Below are 16,716 nucleotides of genomic sequence, written 5' to 3' on the forward strand. Positions count from 1 at the left end.
GAGCGACCCGACCCGGTGGGCGGGTGCGGAGGGGAGGCCGTCACCGTGAGGCGTGCGCCGAGCCGCTGGACTCAAGTTTTACAACGTTATACATGCCGTTCCGCGGCACTGACAAGGGCGGGAGGCCAGCACCCCCGTCACGCTCGCGGCCTGTAGGAGATGCTGTCCGCCGGTATGGGCGCGGTGGCCGTCGAACGACTGCGCCCGGCAGCTTCCGCCGCCCGCCGCCCGGCGCGTCGACGACGTCCCACCACCGTGTCTCACCGACACCTTCCCCGCACGCGTTCGCCCCGGGCCCGCGTGAGCGGATCCGGGGCGAACGGAGACACCCGGGACTCAGCCGCCGACAGCCGCCTTGTCGGTGACCGCGGAGCCGGACTCCTCGGCGAGGCGCTCCATGCCACTGGTCGTCTTCAGGGGCTTCTCCTTGAGGAACACGACCGTGATCAGCGCAAGCAGCGCGCAGGGGGTGGCGATGAGGAACAGGTCGGCGGTGGCGACGCCGTAGGCGTGCTCGACGATTGCCCGCACCGGCTCGGGCAGCGTACCCATGTCCGGGACGCCGGCCTCGCCGTCGCCCGCACCCGGGCCCGCGGGGATGCCCGCCGCGTCCAGGCCCTTGGTCATCTCGGAGGCGACCCGGTTGGCGAGGACCGCACCGAGGACGCTGGTGCCGATGGTGCCGCCCATGCTGCGGAAGAAGGACAGGACGGAGGTGGCGGCGCCCAGTTCACTGGCGGGCACGTCGTTCTGGGCGGCCAGCACCAGGTTCTGCATCAGCATGCCGACACCGACGCCGAGAGTGGCCATGTAGAGGCTGAGCAGGGTGAACGAGGTGTCCGCGCCGATGGTGGAGAGCAGGCCGAGGCCCACGGTCATGATGACCGCCCCGGCCACGAGGTAGCGCTTCCAGACACCGGTCTTGCTGATCAACTGCCCGGCCACGGTGGACGACACCAGCAGACCGAGGATCATGGGCAGGCTCATCAGACCCGCGACGGTCGGCGACTTGCCGAGGGAGATCTGGAAGTACTGCGAGAGGAAGACCGTTCCGCCGAACATGGCGACACCGACCAGCAGGCTGGCGACGGTGGTCAGGGTGACCGTGCGGTTGCGGAAGATGTCCAGCGGGATGACCGGCTCCTCCGTCCGCGCCTCGACGAACACCGCGGCGACCAGCAGCAGGAGCCCGGCGCCCGTGAGCGCGGCGGTCTGCCAGGAGGCCCAGTCGAACTCGTTGCCGGCCAGCGTCACCCAGATGAGCAGGGCGCAGACGCCCGCCACGATGAGGAAGGCGCCCAGGAAGTCGATCTTCGCCTTGCGGCGGACCATGGGCAGGGCCAGGGTGCGCTGGAGCAGCACGATGGCGAGCAGCGCGAACGGTACGCCGATGAAGAAGCACCAGCGCCAGCCCAGCCAGGAGGTGTCCACCAGCACACCGCCGATCAGCGGTCCGGCCACCGTGCCGACGGCGAACACCGCGCCGAAGATTCCGGCGTACTTGCCGAGCCGGCGGGGCGGGATGATCGCCGCCATGACGACCTGGGCGAGCGCGGTCAGTCCGCCCGCGCCGATGCCCTGCAGGACACGGCTGAAGATCAGCAGTTCGACGCCGCTCGAGAATCCCGCGAGCAGCGAGCCGACCACGAACATGCCCAGCGACAGCTGGAGCAGCAGCTTCTTGTCGAACAGGTCGGACAGCTTGCCCCACAGCGGCACGGTCGCCGTCATGGCCAGCAGCTCAGAGGTGACGACCCAGGTGTAGGAGGACTGGCTGGCTCCGAGGTCGGTGATGATCGTGGGCAGCGCGTTGGCCACCACGGTGCCCGCCAGGATCGCCACGAACATGCCGGCCATCAGCCCCGACATGGCCTGAAGTATCTGCCGGTTGGACATGGGAGCGGGCGGCGCGGTATCCAGCGCCTGTGTTGCGGTCACGGTCGTCTCTCTCAGCGGATCGATGGTGAAAGCGGGGCGCGCCCCGTCAGGAACAGGTGGTGGAAGGGCGGTGGCCGCCCCGGTTCGGTGCGCGGCGTCTACCGGGCCGGTGCCGGCAGCCCGGCGGCGAGGAGGGCGAACACCTCGCGGAACACGTCGGCGAAGGGGACGTCTTCGTCCTGCCGGTCGCACCAGTGCTGCACGCTCACCCGCACCGCCGTACCGGCCACCGCCGCGAGCAGGCGCGGATACAGGGCGACCGTACGGCCCTTGCCGCCGGGGGAGTGGGCGACCCCGCTCTCCGGCGTCCCGGGGGCGATCCGCCGCGCGATGACCTCGGCGAGGCCCGCCTCGTCGGCCATCTGCGCGCCGAGGCTGCGGACGAGCAGGCGCGGGGCCGCACGCAGCACCTCGGCGTGCAGAGTCCACAGCTCGTGCTGCCTCTCGGCCTCCGCGAGCTCGGCGGCGAGCGCTTCGCGCAGCGCCTCCAGGGGCGTCAGGTCCGCCGGAGCGTCGAGGAGCGCCCGGCGCACCCGGGCGCCCACGTCCGCGTCGACGACGACGAAGGCGTCGTCACGCGAGTCGAAGTAGTTGAAGAAGGTGCGTACGGAGACGCCGGCGGCCGCGCTGATCGCCTCGACGGTGACGTGGTCCGCCCCGTGCTCGGCGGCGAGGCGAAGCGCGGCCTCCGTGAGGGCAGCCCGCGTGGCCCGCTTCTTGCGCTCCCGCAGCCCGCCGCCCGCGGTGTCCTTCCCCGTCATGCCGTGCATGCTATGCAAAAATGCACGCTCTGCAAAATCCGCCGTCGCCGTGCCCCGGCCGTGGCGTGCCGGAAGGGCGGCCGGGTCCGGGGTTAGCGTCGGGCCATGGCCGGTGATCGCCGCGGGTGGCGGGTGTGTCTGCTCGGCGGCGCCGTGTTCGCGGTGTGCATGACCGGCACCACACTGCCGACCCCGCTCTACCCCCTGTACCAGGACAAGTTCGGTTTCTCCGAGCTGACGGTCACTGTCGTGTACGCCGTGTACGCCTTCGCGGTCATCGGCGTGCTGCTGCTCGCCGGCAACGCCTCGGACGCCGTCGGCAGACGTCCCGTGCTGCTGTGGGGCCTGGGCTGCGCGGCCGCGAGCGGGATCTGCTTCCTGAGTGCCACCGGGATCGGCTGGCTCTGTGCCGGACGGCTGCTGTCGGGGCTGTCCGCGGGCCTGTTCACCGGGGCCGCCACCGCGTACGTCATGGAATCGGCCCCGCCCGGCGGCGGCTCCCGGGCCACGTTCGTCGCCACGGCCGTCAACATGGGCGGGCTCGGCTGCGGTCCGCTGCTCGCCGGAGTGCTCGCGCAGTACGCGCCCTGGCCGCTGTATCTGCCGTTCGCCGTGCACCTGGCCCTGGTGGCCTGCTCGGGCGCGATCCTGCTGGGACTGCCCGAGACGGTGGGTGAACGACGGCCGCTGAGGACCGTACGGCCGCAGCGGCCCGGGGTGCCCGCGCGGGTGCGGCAGGTGTTCGGGCCGGCGGCGGCCGCCTCGTTCGTCGGCTTCTCCCTGTTCGGTGTGTTCACCTCCGTCAGCCCGTCGTTCCTCGCCCAGTCGCTCGGCGTCACCGGCCACGCGGTGAGCGGCGTGGTCGTGGCGCTGGCGTTCTTCGCCTCCACGGGTGGTCAGGTGGCCGTCGGCCGCGTCGGCGTGCGGCGGTCACTGCCGCTGGGCTGCGTCGGACTCCTTACCGGGCTGGCCCTGCTCGCGGCCGCTCTGTACCGGGACCTGCTGATCTTCGTGGTGCTGAGCGCGCTCGTCGGTGGTTTCGGCCAGGGCCTGGCGTTCCGCGGAGCGCTGTCCGCGGTGAGCGGGGCGTCTCCGGCGGACCGGCGCGCCGCGGTGATCTCGTCGCTGTTCGTGGTGGCGTACGCGGGGATCTCGGTGCCGGTCATCGGTGTGGGCCTGCTCTCGGAACCGTTGGGCCTGGAAGGCGCGGGACTGGTGTTCATCGCCTGTATGGCGGTCTTGGTGGTGGCGGCGGCCGGCTATCTGGTACGCCGTCCGGTGGCGGCGGGCGCGTGACCAGGCCTATAGTCGTCGCATAAATATTGAAAGTTGAACTTTCAGCGGAGGGCGGACGGCATGAGCAATACGGAGACACGGCCCCCGGAGCTGAAGTGCGGAGGCGACGCGGAGGCGGCCCGCCCGGCCGACGTCGAGGTGCTCACCGCGCGTGACGTGCCGCTCGGCGGGCCGCGCGCGATGCGAGTGCGGCGCACCCTGCCGCAGCGGGCCCGGACACTCATCGGCGCCTGGTGCTTCGCCGACCACTACGGCCCCGACGACGTCGGCGGCACCGGTGGCATGGACGTCGCTCCCCACCCGCACACCGGTCTGCAGACGGTGAGCTGGCTGTTCAGCGGGGAGATCGAGCACCGTGACAGCCTGGGCAGCCACGCCTACGTCCGTCCCGGGGAACTCAACCTGATGACCGGCGGCCACGGCATCAGCCACTCGGAGGTCTCCACCCCGGACACCACGATCCTGCACGGGGTGCAGCTGTGGGTGGCGCTGCCCGGCGAACACCGGGGCGCGGCCCGCGACTTCCAGCACTACGTACCGGATCCGCTGCCCCTGGAGGGCGGTGAGGCGCGCGTCTTCCTCGGCTCGCTCGCGGGCGCCACGTCCCCCGTACGGACCTTCACCCCCCTGCTGGGCGCCGAACTGGCCCTGGACCCGGGCGCCGAGACGACCCTTCGTGTCGACCGCGCCTTCGAGCACGGCGTCCTCGTCGACACCGGTGACGTCCTCGTCGGGGGAACCGCCGTACAGCCGGCCGAACTGGGATACGTGGCCCCCGGCCGCACGGCACTCACCCTGACCAACCGGGGGCCCGAGACGGCTCGCCTGATACTGCTGGGCGGGCCGCCCTTCGACGAGGAGATCGTCATGTGGTGGAACTTCATCGGCCGGTCACATGACGAGATCGTACGGGCCCGCGAGGACTGGATGAAGGGGGCACGTTTCGGTGAGGTGCAGGGGTACGACGGGGCTCCACTGCCTGCGCCGGAGCTGCCGAACGCACCCTTGAAGCCGCGGGGGAGGATGCGCTGACCTGCGGATACGGCACGCCGTAGGTCGACAGGACGGGATCGTTGCTGCGCCTGTCCGGCAACGCGCGAATCCCGCAGCGCCCGCGTCGGCTCCAGTCGCATACGTGCCTCTGAATCTGCCTGCGACTCCCGATGTATGGGCGTCTGTGGGCAGCTCTGGCCGAACACTTGCTGACCTTTGCTGACTTCACTGACGAGTCCAGGCCGCCTCCCAGCAAGCCAGGTCAGGTGTCACCCAGCCCTGCAGCAGTCCCGAACGATACTCCGAGGTCCTGCCCCGGTGTCCGGGCGGGCCGACCGGGTTTCGCGCCCAGTCGGCCCGCCCATTTACCGTCGCGGTCCCGCGACGGCGTAGGCCGTGGTGCCGGCGACCGTGAGGACCAGGGCCGTCCAGGTGCCCACCGCCGTGTCGGGTGGCAGCAGCATCCAGGACGCCACCTGCATCGGCCCACTCGCCGGAGGTGGGGGCGGGGCGAAGAACGCATACGAGAGCCAGGCGAACGGCAGCGTCCACGCGTACTGCCGCCCGCACATCGCCGCCCCGACGGCGGCGAGCCCCATCAGGCCCGCGCTGTCGCGGATGACGAACGCGGTGGTGGCCAGGTCTTCCCCCATCGTCTGCACCGCCGACAGCACCGCGGCGACGGCCCCGCCGGCGAGCAGTACGTGCACCGCCCTGCGGGGGACCCAACGGATCGCGGCCGTCCGGTCCAGCTCGAGGTCCTGCCCACCGAGTCCGGTGGAGGCCGCCATGACTCCCGCAGCAAGCAGGAGCGCGGGCAGCCGCGGATCACGCGGTTCTCCGCTTCCGCCCGGGGCGAGTGCCCACACCGACACCGCGCTGATCACCATCGCGGCGAGTGACGCGGGCACCTGTCGTGAACGCGCGTACAGCATCGCCCACCTCACCGGGACGCACCGCCGGTCAGCGCGTCGAGCGCGTCTCCCTCGCAGGAGAGCGCGGCGGCGCGCATCGCGTTGATCCGCGAGAGCTGCTCGGCCCGAGGCAGTTCCCTGAGGTCCTTCCAGACCTTGCGGGCCTCGGTGTCGATCTCCTGGCGCAGGCCGGCCGGCCCGTTGTCGGGCAGCGACTTGAGGTCTCCCAGGACCCAGCCCACCGCGACGCTCCGCGCGATGTCCTCTCCTCCGAAGCTGCTCCAGCCGACGGGTGTGCAGTCCGGCACCATGCCGTGGGCGATCAGGGCCCAGCTCAGCTCCTCGCCCTTCGCCGCGTCGATGAGGTCGTCGTCGAAGTCGATGAGTACGGTCGTGCGGGACCACTGCGGCATGGCGCCGTCCGGCAGTACGGCGGTGTTTTCCCGGATCGAGACCGGTGCCCGGCCGCCCAGGGCATCGCGCAGCAGGCGCAGCGCCTCTTTTCCGGGATCCGCGAGGACGGCGAGCCGTGGCTCGTGCGTCCTGGTCACGCACACCGGGCCGTCGCACACCGGTTCCGCGGCGGCCGTGTCGACGACGTACATCCGGCGCGGGTCGGAGGGGAGGACGAGCAGGGCGATCACCGCGCCCGCCAGGAGCGGCGTCAGGGCCAGCAACCGGGCGCGCGCGCTCGCGGCGACCAGCAGCGCGAAGCCGGTCGCGGCCAGGCCGAGCATCCAGATCGTCTGCCCGACATGCACGGAGGCGGAGAGTGTGACGAGCACGTGGCGCACCTCCTCCACCGCCGGTGACAGCAGCGAGATGCGGTTCGGCTCCGTGCTCGGGTACCCCTCCTGCGTGACCGTCTCCGTCCGGCCCGGTGACATCTGCAGGAGCGCTGTGAAAACGAAGGCGCTCACGGCCAGCAGTGGCGGGGTGAGCACGGACGGCAGGGCACGACCGGCCCCCATGCCCAGCACCGCTCCCGCGACGAGGGAGAGCGCCCCCACCAGCGAGATGGGCAGCCATCCGAGGTGTGTGTACGCGGTCCCTGCGAGCACCTGACGCGCGCCCGCGAGGACGAGCAGCGCGAAGGCCGAGGCCAGCGTGATCGCTGTCGTGCCCGCCATCGTGGCCGCGCGGTGCCAGGCGGGCCGCGGCGTGCTCGTCAGCAGCTCGGACGTCTTCGAGCGGTGGTCGCGCAGACCCTGCAGCGCGCCTAGCCCCACGGCCAGCGGCCACAGGTAGAACAGCAAGCCACGGGTCCACAGGGCCATGGATGTCCACTGGGCCGTCCATGCTGTGGTGCCTCTCCACCACGCGGCGTCCACCAGGTACAGGAACGCCAGCGCGCTCGTCAGGACCAGGGCGCCGGCCCAGGGGGCGACGGAGCGCTTCAGCTCAGTGCGCAGGACACGGATGTTCACCAGGTGCCTCTTCCCTGCTGGGGGGCCTGCAGCAGCGCCGAGTAGCCGCGCTCCAGCGGGCTGTCGCCCACGTGCTCGGGTCCGCCCGCCGCAGCCAGCTCGTCCGGGGACCCCTGGAAGACCAGCCGGCCCTCGGCGAGCAGCACGACATCGGTGCAGGCGGCGGCCACGTCCTCCACCAGGTGGGTCGAGACGACCACGCAGGTGTCCTTGCCCAGCTCCTGCAGCAGTTCGCGGAAGCGCAGCCGCTGGGTCGGGTCCAGGCCGACCGTGGGCTCGTCCAGCAGCAGGATCGACGGGTCGTTGACGATGGCCTGGGCGATGCCCACCCTCCGCACCATGCCGCCGGACAGGGTTTTCATCCGCTTGTCGGCACGGTCGGCCAGGCCGACCCGCTCCACGGCGCGCTGCACCGCCCCGGGGATGTCTGCCTTGGGCACCTCCTTCAGCCACGCCATGTACTCGACGAACTCGCGGACCGTGAAGCGCTTGTAGTAGCCGAACTCCTGCGGCAGGTAGCCGATCCGGCGGCGCAGCGCCCGGTGCTCGCCCCTGCCGTCCGCGGACTCGCCGAACAGCTCCAGGGTGCCCCCGGCGGGGCGCAGTACGGTGGCCAGCGCCCGGATGAGGGTGGTCTTGCCCGCCCCGTTGGGGCCGAGCAAGCCGTGCACACCGGTGCCCAGGGACAGATCGAGCCCGTCGACGGCCATCCGTCGTCTGCCGGCTCTGACCTTCAGTCCGCTGGTCCGGATCTCCCAGGCGTAGGGTGTCGGCGCGATGTCGGCCGCGCTCATCGCGGGCGTCATGGGGTGTTCCCTTCCGATGGTCAACGGTGGGCTCCCAGCACGGAGTACGCGCCGCCCCTGCGGGCGATCACGACACCGGTGCTGAGCGCGAGGATCAGCGCCCACACGGGCAGACCGTCCGTCCGCAGGGCGAAGCCCGTACGGCCGGCGGCCAGGGTCGGCGCCACGACCACGGCGGCCCATCCGGCCACCAGCCAGGCAGCGGCGCGGGGCACGCCGACGGCACCGCCGAGCGCCAGCGTCGTCGAGGTGAAGGCCAGAGAGGGCAGCAGCCATTGCGCGGCCGTCACCCCCGTCGCCCATCCGCTCAGCAGCAGCGCGGGGATGACCACGGCGAGCACGGACGCGGTACGCCGCAGCACCAGATGCAGTCCCGCTCTCGGCGCGGAGGCCGTCAGCTCGTACGCCGGGTCCAGACCGCGCGACCACGACGCCGCAACGCCGAGTACGGGCAGGACCGGGGCGAGCAGCAGCACCAGTGACACCTCGCCGGAGCCGAGGCCGATGCCGGTGGTGGCCGCCAGGTCGAGCAGCAACGCGAGCAGCGTCACGCCCACGGCCATGGCCAGCCACGGCACCGTCACGGGCGTCATCCACCGTGACAGCCGCGCCGGCCAGCCCTGCCGACGCGGCATCGGGGCGGTGCCGACGAGCCGGGGTTCGAGGTCGGACCACACGGTGTCGACCAGCGCCACCACGGCCGACGCCCGCGCCGCGACGGCGGCCGACAGCCGGTCCCGGCATACCCGGCACGTCTCCAGATGGGCCTCCAAGGCCCACACCTCGTCGGCAGCGATGTCCGTGTCGCCGCGCGCGTACCCCTCGATGATCCGCATCGACGCGTGTTCCACGCTCATGCCAACGCCTTCCGCATCGCGATCCGGGCCCGGCGGGCACGGGTCTTGACCGTGCCCTCGGGCACCCCGAGCAGGACCGAGGTCTCCCGGACGGACAACCCGTCGAGCACCATGGCCTGCAGTACCTGTCTGAGTTCCGGCGCGAGACGCCGCAGCGCGTCCCCGACCTCGCCGCCGACGGTCGACGCGAGCGCCTCCTCCTCGGCGGCGGGCGCCACGGGCCGCGAGGCGGCCGCGGGCGGCGGCTCCGCGTGGTGCCCCCTGCGCCGGAACGCGTCGACGAGTCGGCGTGCCGCGATCGTCCACAGCCAGCCCACGGCCGTCCCCCCGACCGCCGTCCCGGCGAACGCACCGGCCGCGCGCCACACCGCCAGATACGTCTCCTGCATGACCTCGGCGACAACCTGTTCGTCCGCACAGCGGCGCCGCAGCCGTACCGCCAGCCAGGGCGACGTACGCCGGTACAGCTCCTCGAACGCGGCACGGTCACCCTTGGCCACCAACCGGACGAGATGCTCCTCGTCCAGCTCGCCTGGTGCCTTTCTGACTGATCTCACACCCGCAAGACGCCGAGCACGGACCGCAGGTTTTCCTTCAGGCGTGATCCCCATCACATGTAGGACCCCGGAGCCCCGGCCCGGTGACACAGGGGCGCGCGGGTCATCGCGGTGCCGTCGAGCGCGCGTGAATCGTTCCTGCGCGAGCTCGACACCGACCGGTTCATCGACTGCACCAGTCGTTGTCCGGAGAGGCATTGTCATGTTGTCGGCGCTCGCGGATGTGTGACGACGCGCGAGTGGGTCAATTCCACGGCGCTGCCTCACATTCGGCGGTGACGTGCTGCTTCTCGTCTGCCTCACAACCACCTGCGGGCGCTCAATGGTGATCCGGCGATGTGCGGGTGGGTGTGACGGCAACACGGGGGGAGCCATGGACCGCACAGGAAATGTTGGCGCACCACCGTCCGAGCCGCCGCCCCAGGTTCCTCCGATACCGCTGGCTCCCTCCAAGGGAAGCCCTCTGGTCCTCCGGGTCAGCCGCCGGATGCTGTGGGTGGGGTCGGCGGCCATCCCGCTGCACAACATCGCCTGGGTCGATGCCTTCAGGCTCAAGCCCGACTGGGGCGCGGCCGCCGTCCGCTTGTCGAAGTGGTTGTTCGTCGCCGCCCTGGTCCACGTCGCGATCAACCAAGCCAACGGGGGCGAGGCCCGCGTCGGGGAGAACGGCAACCTGGCGCTCGTCATCGCCGTGATCGGCCTGTTCGCCGCTTTGAAGACGTGTTCGCGTCGACGAAGCCGGTGCTGGCCGTCGAGATGAACAGCGACTCCAGAGTGATCGTGACCCTGCCGAGCATGGACGAGCTGCGGCAGATCGCCGGACGGATCGTGTACGCGATCGACCACCCGGAAGCCGAGTTCACCGCCATCGTGCAGCAGTACAACAGCAAGCACACGAACAGTGAGGCGCTCTCGGCGCTACGGCGCTTCGCTGATGCCGGCTCCGGAGCCGACGGATTGTCCCGTGGCGGCCACCCGGGCGTGGCGATGCGTGCTGCTTGTGGGAAGCCCGCAAGCGGTGCACTCGGCGGGCAGGTACCCGATGGGGACTTTGCGCCAAGTAGCCTGCGCCTCGCCCCCTGGCCGCGGCCCCGTGAGGCTTAGCGGCGTGCGTCCCTGGAAACGACTACCTCCGAACGGCCGTCGCGACGGGAGCCGGCCGAGGCGGGGAGGGGTCTTTCGTGATGGTGCCCTTGTACCTGAGGCCGAGAGTGGATCCACCGCTCGCCTCGCTGCTGGGGGCCGCACCCTTCCTGCACTCGCTCGTCGACGCCCTCGGGTCCCCGCTCAACGTCCTCCTCCCCGAGGTCGTCGCCGAGAACGCCCACCGCTTCCGTTCCGTCTACCGCCGCCACCGTCTCACGGGCCGGGTGTACTTCGCGCACAAGGCGAACCGGTCCAGCGCCCTGGTACGGAGACTGGCGGCGGAGGACCCGGCCGCCGTCGGTGTCGACGTCGCCTCGCTGGAGGAACTGCGGCACGCCCTGAGCTGTGGTTTCACCGGAGACCGGCTCATGGCCACCGGCCCCAAGGATCCGGAGTTCCTGTGGCTGGCGGCCCGGGTGGGGGCCACGGTGAACCTGGACTCGGTCAACGAGCTGGAACACCTGGCCGGCCTGGTGCGCAGGCACGGACTCGGCCGTGTCGAGGCGTTGGTGCGTCTGTCCGGATTCGAGTCGGCCGTCGGCCGCGGGGGAGCGGGCATCCGGACGCTTTCGCGCCGCAGCCGCTTCGGTACTCCGGTACGGGAGGCGGAGGCGCTGATGTCGGCACTGGAGCGGCACGCGGACGCCGTCGAGCCGGCCGGCGTCGCCTACCACCTGGACACCACGGGCCTGGAGGAGAAGGTCCGGGCCCTGGAGCAGTGCGTGCTGTTCGTGGACGAGTGCCGGGCACGGGGTCTGGCACCGCGTGCCGTCGACATCGGCGGTGGCTTCGGGGTCGGCTACGTCGCCGACGCACAGGAGTGGGAGCGCTGGACCACCGCGTTGAGCGAGGCGGTGCTCGGTGGTCATCCGCCCCTGACCTGGCGCGGTCACGGTTACGGGCTGCGCAACGAGGGCGGCACGGTGCGGGGGACGGCCGCACTGTATCCCGGCCACCGTCCCACCGCCGGTCCCGGCTACCTCGAGGAGTTGCTCTCGCTGCCCGCACCGGTCCTGGGCCGGCCGTCGGCCACCCTCCTCCTGGAACACCTCCACGACCTGTACGTCGAACCCGGCCGTTCCCTGGTCGACCAGTGCGGGCTGTCGCTGGCGCGGGTGCTGGACGTGCGGCCCACGGGGGAAGGCCCCGACCAGTACCTGGTCCGTCTCGGAATGAACGCCGGGGACGTGAGCCTGGAGGAGCACGGTGTCCTCGTGGACCCCGTCCTGCTGCCGCGCGGCGGCCCCGAGGCGGACGAGGAGGGACCGGTCGGGGTCTTCCTCGTCGGCAACCTGTGCCTGGAGGCCGATCTGATCACGCGCCGCATGGTCTTCCTGCCCCGGCTGCCGGGCGTCGGCGACCTGCTGGCCTTCGTCAACACCGCCGGGTACGCGATGGACTTCCACGCCCACCACGCGCAACGGCAGCCGGTCGCGCGGACGGTCGCGGCGGAGGAGCGGGGCGGCTCCTGGCGCTGGTGCCTGGACGAGGACTACTGGCCGATCACACCCTCGGGGGGAACACCCGTATGAGGTACGACAGCATCACGGAAGCCATCGGCAACACACCGCTGGTGCGCATCGACCCCGTCGTGCACGGGCTGCGCCACATCGACCTCTACGCCAAACTGGAGATGCTCAACCCGTTCGGGTCCGTCAAGGACCGGCCCGCCTGGCACATGGCCCGCCCCCACCTGGAGGGCGCGGCCGGCGGCGACGGCACGGTCGTGGAGCTCTCCAGCGGCAACACGGCCAAGGCCCTCGCCCTGCTGGCCGGTATGCACGGGCTCGGGTTCAAGAGCGTCACCAACCGGATGCGGGTCCCCGAGATCAAGGAACTGCTCCTGCTCCTCGGCGCCGAGATCGAGGAGCTGCCGGGTCGGAGCGAGTGCCTCGACCCGACCGACACGGACGATCCGCTGACCCATTTCCACCGGGCGCTCTCGGACCCCGGGAGCACGTATCTGCACACCGACCAGTACTTCAACCCGCGCAACGTCGAGGCGCACGCGGCGGGCACCGGTCCCGAGATAGTGAAGGACCTGGACGGGCGCGCACCGGATTGGTTCATCGCCTGTGTGGGCACGGCCGGTTCGTCGACCGGAGTGGCCAGGGTCCTGCGCGAGCACGACCCGCAGGTGCGGGTCCTCGGCCTGGTCGCCCACAAGGCGGACTTCATCCCCGGCATCCGCACCATGGACGAGGTCCATCAGGTCGGCCTGTTCGATCCGGCGACGTACGACACCATCGAGTCGGTGACCTCCGGCGAGGCCATCGACGGGATGCTCACCCTGATCCGCCGCTGCGGACTGCTGTCGGGGCCGACCGGAGGCGCCGCCTACCAGGGAGCGGTGCGGCACCTGCGCACCGTCGACGCGGAGTTGGAGGGGTCGCGGCGTCGTGAGACCGCTGTCTTCATCGTGTGCGACCGGGCGGAGAGCTACCTGAGTTACGTGCGCCGGCGCCGTCCCGACCTTCTGGGCATGGCGAGCAGGGGGCACTCCGCCTCGGCCCTCACCGATGCCGAGGCGCGGGCAGAGGCCCGGTCCGTCGGCGTGGGTGACGCCCGGCACTGGATCGCGGAGGGTGATCCCCGTCCGCTCGTCGTCGACCTGCGCAGCCCGCACGCCTACGCCGCCCTGCACATCGAGGGGTCACTCAACATCGTCGACGAGTTGTTCGACGAACTGATCGGGGGAGGGCTCCCCTTCAGTAAGCGGACACCGGTGCTGCTGGCCTGCCCGGTCGGCGAGAAGTCGCTCCGCTACGCCGCGCTGCTCACCCGTATGGGGCACCCCGACGTCCGGAGCCTGGACGGCGGTATCGTCGGCTGGCGGGACGCCGGTGCGCCGCTGGTGCGCGAATGAGCGCGGCACATCCGCCTGCCGGCACCGAGCACGACGGGGAAGCGGTCTGGCAGCGGGAGCTGAGGGAACAGTTCCCCATCGTCACCGCCCATCCGGACCTGGCGTACCTCGACAGCGCGGCGACGTCGCAGAAGCCGCGGGCCGTACTGGAGGCCGTCCAGACCTACCTCACGACGTCGAACGCCAACGCGGGCCGCGGCACCTACCCCTGGGCCAACCGGACCACGGAACTGGTGGAGTCGACGCGGGAGCGGGTCAAGGAGTTCCTGAGCGATCCCGAACCGGACCGTTCCGCCGTCCACTTCACCAGCGGCACCACCGAAGGGCTGCGCGCCGTCGCCCGCGACTGGCTCGTCCCGTACCTCACCGACGGCGACGAGATCCTCGTGCCGCACGCCGACCACCGGGCCAATCTGGACCCCTGGCTCGAAGCCCGGCGGCTGCTGTCCGAGCGCGGCGTCGACGTACACCTACGGGCACTGCCGTACCAGGCGGTCTCGGGGGACTACGACCATCGCGCCCTCGCCGAGGTCGTCGGCCCGCGGACCCGCTTCGTGGCCGCTACGCACGTCCACCACGTCTACGGCGGTGATATGAACGTGCACCGCATCCGTGCGGCGGTGGGCCCGAAGGTGCCGATCTGCCTGGACGCGGCGCAGAGCGTCGGCCACCTGCCCGTCCGCCTCGACGATCCGGCGCTCGACGTCGACTTCGTGGTCTTCTCCGGACACAAGGCGATGGCACTGCCGGGAACGGGAGTGCTCTGGGCGCGCAACGTGCGGGGCCCGGTCTTCCGGCCGGCCGGCTGGCAGGGCACTCCCAACACGGTGGGCATCGTGTCGCTCCGGGCCGCCCTCGACTGGCTCGACGCGGCCGGACCGGAGCGGATCGCGCGCTGGACGGCCGCCCTCACCGTCCGGCTGACCGACCGGCTGCGGCACCTCGGTCCGTACGAGATCCTCGGCTGCCCCTCCAGTCTGGCCGCCGACTCGGCGCTCCCGGCTGCCCAGCGCAGGCGCGGCATCGTCACCTTCCGGCACCGCGACATCCCCTCCGACGACCTCGGGTTCATCCTCTTCAGCCACGGCTTCATGGTGCGGGCCGACAGCCTCTGCCAGGCAGGCTCCGACGGGCGGGAGGGGTCGGTACGGGTGAGCCTGCACGTGTACAACACGGCGGAGGAGATCGACCGTCTGCTGACCGTCCTCGCGTCCTTGACGTGAAAGGCAACTGATAACCGTTTCCACCTGTAGATTCGTCCGTGCCCACGGATGAACGAGAGATGGATGAGGTGGCGCGGGCGATGGGCGTGAGCATGGCGACGGCCAGGGCATGGGTGGAGCGCTGGGAGCGGCAGCAGGAGCGGTACGCGGTGGACCGCGAGGAGCGCTTCACCGTGATCGCGGACGTCGTCGAGCACACCACCGCCGGCCGCGCCCGGCCGCTCCTGCTCGACCTGGGGTGCGGCCCCGGCTCACTGGCCGCCAGGCTCGCCGCCCGTTTTCCGGACGCCGAGATCGTCGCCGCGGACATGGATCCCCTGCTGCTGGAGCTGGGGCGGACGCACTACGCCGACGCCGCCCGCTACGTCGACGCCGTCATCGGCGAGGAGGGCTGGACCGAGGCCCTCGCGCTGGAGCGCCCCCTGGACGCCGCCGTCTCGACGACCGCGCTGCACTACCTGCCGGAACGGACACTGCTGCGCACCTACCGCAGCCTCGCGTCCCTGCTCCGCCCCGGCGGCGTCCTCGTCAACGGAGACCACTTCCCGCCGGACGCGGCACCGTGCTCGGGCCTCACCGCCCATGTGGGACGTCGCCGGTCGGAGCGCACGGGCGGCCGTCCCTCGGAGGACTGGCGGTCCTGGTGGGACGCCGCGGCCCGGGACCCCGAACTGGCCGACCTGCTCGACGAACGCGGACGGCGCCAGGCCGTCCACGCCGGGAGCGGCGGCGACGAGCGGGTGACGGTGCGCCGCCACGCCGAACTGCTGCGCCGGGCGGGCTTCGTCCATGTGACGCCGGTCTGGCAGTTCGGCGACAGCGCCGTACTGGTGGCGGTCATGGACGACGCACCCGCGGCCCGTGACCGCGTCGGGGCGTGAGTCCGCGCCGGGGAGAGCGGTCTCGGAACATTGATGCGCCGCCCGCAGGAAGCCGCCGAAGCGGCGACCGCGCCGTGCCGGACCAGGACCCCTTGCCGAGGCGGCTTCCGCTGCCGGTCCCCAGGGCCTCGGGGGACCCGACGGCCCGGCTGACGACGCATCAACACCTCCGACCTTTCTAGTAATGAAATTCATTTCTGATTACTGTACTGGGCGAACCGTGAGGCATCGAGTCTTTGGAGCAGCGATGAGCGACCCCTACGAGCGGTCCGCCGAGTACCTCGACATCCTGATCGCCGAGTCGTGGGAGTCCCTGGCTCCGGCGCTGGCGGACGTCCTGTCGCACGTCCGGGCCGGAACCGGGGCCGTGGTGGACCTCGGGGCCGGTTCCGGCCGGGGTGTGCGCGTCATCTGTGAGGCGCTGCCACGGGTTCCGGTGCTCGCCGTCGAACCGTCCGCCGCGATGCGTGCCGTCCTGCTCGCCCGGGTCCACGAGAACGGTGAACTGCGCAAGCGCGTCACGGTGGTTCCCGGTGACTGTGCGAGCGCCGACTGGCCCGACGGTGTGCGGGCCGTGGTGGCCCTGAACATGATCGGCCACCTGCCGCCCGGGCAGAGGCGCGCGCTGTGGAGCCGCGCCGCCCGGCAGCTCGCCCCGGGCGGGGCGCTGGTGTTCAACATCGCCCCGCCGTTCAGCCCGGTGGAGGTGGAGCGGGTGCGGATGGCCCGGGTCGTCGTCGGCGAGCTGGAGTACGAGGGCTGGGCGAGCGCGCGTCCCACGGGGGCGGACGAGATCACCTGGCGCATGGACTACGGCGTCCTGCGTCAGGGCCGGCCACTGGCCGGGACGTCGGTCGAGTACCGCTGGTGGGTCGCGACGGAGGAGGCGCTGGCGGCCGAAGTCGCCGAGGCGGGGCTGGTGTTGCGCCGGACCGGTGACTCCGGCCCGGGGTTGTGCCTTCTCGAGCGAGCGAGTGATCTGGCATCGCCGATTGGTTGATCTGATAATCATTTTCAACTAGGTTCATCGGTGTTCCGCTTCCCCCGGGAT

At 71.5% G+C, this 16,716-nt stretch carries 16 protein-coding genes; 9 read left to right on the forward strand and 7 right to left on the reverse strand.

All coding sequences use genetic code 11. From position 1 onward, the window contains the following. Window positions 1–336: 336 nt before the first annotated feature. Both ACZ6A9_RS31885 and ACZ6A9_RS31890 read right to left on the reverse strand, forming a co-directional pair. Window positions 337–1,896 (reverse strand): MDR family MFS transporter, encoded by a 1,560-nt coding sequence (locus ACZ6A9_RS31885; protein ID WP_468993087.1) that lies wholly within the window; start codon window positions 1,894–1,896, stop codon window positions 337–339. A 140-nt stretch (window positions 1,897–2,036) separates the two neighbouring features. After that, window positions 2,037–2,708, reverse strand: coding sequence for a TetR/AcrR family transcriptional regulator (locus ACZ6A9_RS31890; protein ID WP_468992957.1), 672 nt, complete (start codon window positions 2,706–2,708; stop codon window positions 2,037–2,039). Between the two features lie 96 nt (window positions 2,709–2,804). On the opposite strand from ACZ6A9_RS31890, the gene ACZ6A9_RS31895 reads away from it, so the two are divergent. Then, window positions 2,805–3,995 (forward strand): MFS transporter, encoded by a 1,191-nt coding sequence (locus ACZ6A9_RS31895; protein WP_468992959.1) that lies wholly within the window; start codon window positions 2,805–2,807, stop codon window positions 3,993–3,995. A gap of 60 nt (window positions 3,996–4,055) precedes the next feature. Beyond that, window positions 4,056–5,027: a pirin family protein gene (locus ACZ6A9_RS31900; protein WP_468992962.1), complete on the forward strand. Its 972-nt coding sequence runs from the start codon at window positions 4,056–4,058 to the stop codon at window positions 5,025–5,027. Between the two features lie 326 nt (window positions 5,028–5,353). Here the strand turns inward: ACZ6A9_RS31900 and ACZ6A9_RS31905 are convergent, their stop codons facing one another. Genes ACZ6A9_RS31905 through ACZ6A9_RS31925 form a run of 5 tightly spaced genes read right to left on the reverse strand, consistent with a single transcriptional unit; the run spans window position 5,354 to window position 9,549 of the window. Continuing rightward, window positions 5,354–5,935 carry a hypothetical protein gene (locus ACZ6A9_RS31905; protein WP_468992966.1) on the reverse strand — a complete coding sequence of 194 codons (582 nt, stop codon included), beginning with the start codon at window positions 5,933–5,935 and terminating at the stop codon, window positions 5,354–5,356. Further along, the gene (locus tag ACZ6A9_RS31910) at window positions 5,932–7,329 is read right to left on the reverse strand and encodes a hypothetical protein (RefSeq protein ID WP_468992969.1); all 1,398 of its coding nucleotides are present in this window, start codon (window positions 7,327–7,329) and stop codon (window positions 5,932–5,934) included. Before ACZ6A9_RS31910 ends, ACZ6A9_RS31905 begins: the two co-directional genes overlap by 4 nt. Next, window positions 7,326–8,135, reverse strand: a complete 810-nt coding sequence (locus tag ACZ6A9_RS31915; RefSeq protein ID WP_468992971.1) for an ABC transporter ATP-binding protein — start codon at window positions 8,133–8,135, stop codon at window positions 7,326–7,328. Before ACZ6A9_RS31915 ends, ACZ6A9_RS31910 begins: the two co-directional genes overlap by 4 nt. A 20-nt stretch (window positions 8,136–8,155) precedes the next feature. After that, a complete protein-coding gene (locus ACZ6A9_RS31920; protein ID WP_468992974.1) occupies window positions 8,156–8,992 on the reverse strand; it encodes a zf-HC2 domain-containing protein in 837 nt (278 codons plus the stop codon). Further along, a complete protein-coding gene (locus tag ACZ6A9_RS31925) occupies window positions 8,989–9,549 on the reverse strand; it encodes an RNA polymerase sigma factor (RefSeq protein ID WP_468992978.1) in 561 nt (186 codons plus the stop codon). The genes ACZ6A9_RS31920 and ACZ6A9_RS31925 overlap by 4 nt, the downstream gene beginning before the upstream one ends. 487 nt (window positions 9,550–10,036) lie before the next feature. On the opposite strand from ACZ6A9_RS31925, the gene ACZ6A9_RS31930 reads away from it, so the two are divergent. The 7 genes from ACZ6A9_RS31930 to ACZ6A9_RS31960 all read left to right on the forward strand — a co-directional run bounded on the left by ACZ6A9_RS31930 (window position 10,037) and on the right by ACZ6A9_RS31960 (window position 16,665). Then, window positions 10,037–10,309: a DUF6232 family protein gene (locus ACZ6A9_RS31930; RefSeq protein WP_468992982.1), complete on the forward strand. Its 273-nt coding sequence runs from the start codon at window positions 10,037–10,039 to the stop codon at window positions 10,307–10,309. Next, window positions 10,270–10,653, forward strand: a complete 384-nt coding sequence (locus tag ACZ6A9_RS31935; protein ID WP_468992986.1) for a hypothetical protein — start codon at window positions 10,270–10,272, stop codon at window positions 10,651–10,653. The genes ACZ6A9_RS31930 and ACZ6A9_RS31935 overlap by 40 nt, the downstream gene beginning before the upstream one ends. A gap of 80 nt (window positions 10,654–10,733) precedes the next feature. Next, window positions 10,734–12,227: a Y4yA family PLP-dependent enzyme gene (locus ACZ6A9_RS31940; RefSeq protein WP_468993090.1), complete on the forward strand. Its 1,494-nt coding sequence runs from the start codon at window positions 10,734–10,736 to the stop codon at window positions 12,225–12,227. Next, window positions 12,224–13,561 (forward strand): pyridoxal-phosphate dependent enzyme, encoded by a 1,338-nt coding sequence (locus ACZ6A9_RS31945; RefSeq protein ID WP_468992988.1) that lies wholly within the window; start codon window positions 12,224–12,226, stop codon window positions 13,559–13,561. Before ACZ6A9_RS31940 ends, ACZ6A9_RS31945 begins: the two co-directional genes overlap by 4 nt. After that, a complete protein-coding gene (locus tag ACZ6A9_RS31950) occupies window positions 13,558–14,784 on the forward strand; it encodes an aminotransferase class V-fold PLP-dependent enzyme (RefSeq protein WP_468992994.1) in 1,227 nt (408 codons plus the stop codon). Before ACZ6A9_RS31945 ends, ACZ6A9_RS31950 begins: the two co-directional genes overlap by 4 nt. An 80-nt stretch (window positions 14,785–14,864) precedes the next feature. Then, window positions 14,865–15,665 (forward strand): class I SAM-dependent methyltransferase, encoded by an 801-nt coding sequence (locus tag ACZ6A9_RS31955; RefSeq protein ID WP_468993092.1) that lies wholly within the window; start codon window positions 14,865–14,867, stop codon window positions 15,663–15,665. A gap of 247 nt (window positions 15,666–15,912) precedes the next feature. Continuing rightward, a complete protein-coding gene (locus tag ACZ6A9_RS31960) occupies window positions 15,913–16,665 on the forward strand; it encodes a class I SAM-dependent methyltransferase (RefSeq protein WP_468992997.1) in 753 nt (250 codons plus the stop codon). Window positions 16,666–16,716 lie beyond the last annotated feature (51 nt).

This window comes from Streptomyces sp. NPDC041124 (assembly GCF_055592385.1).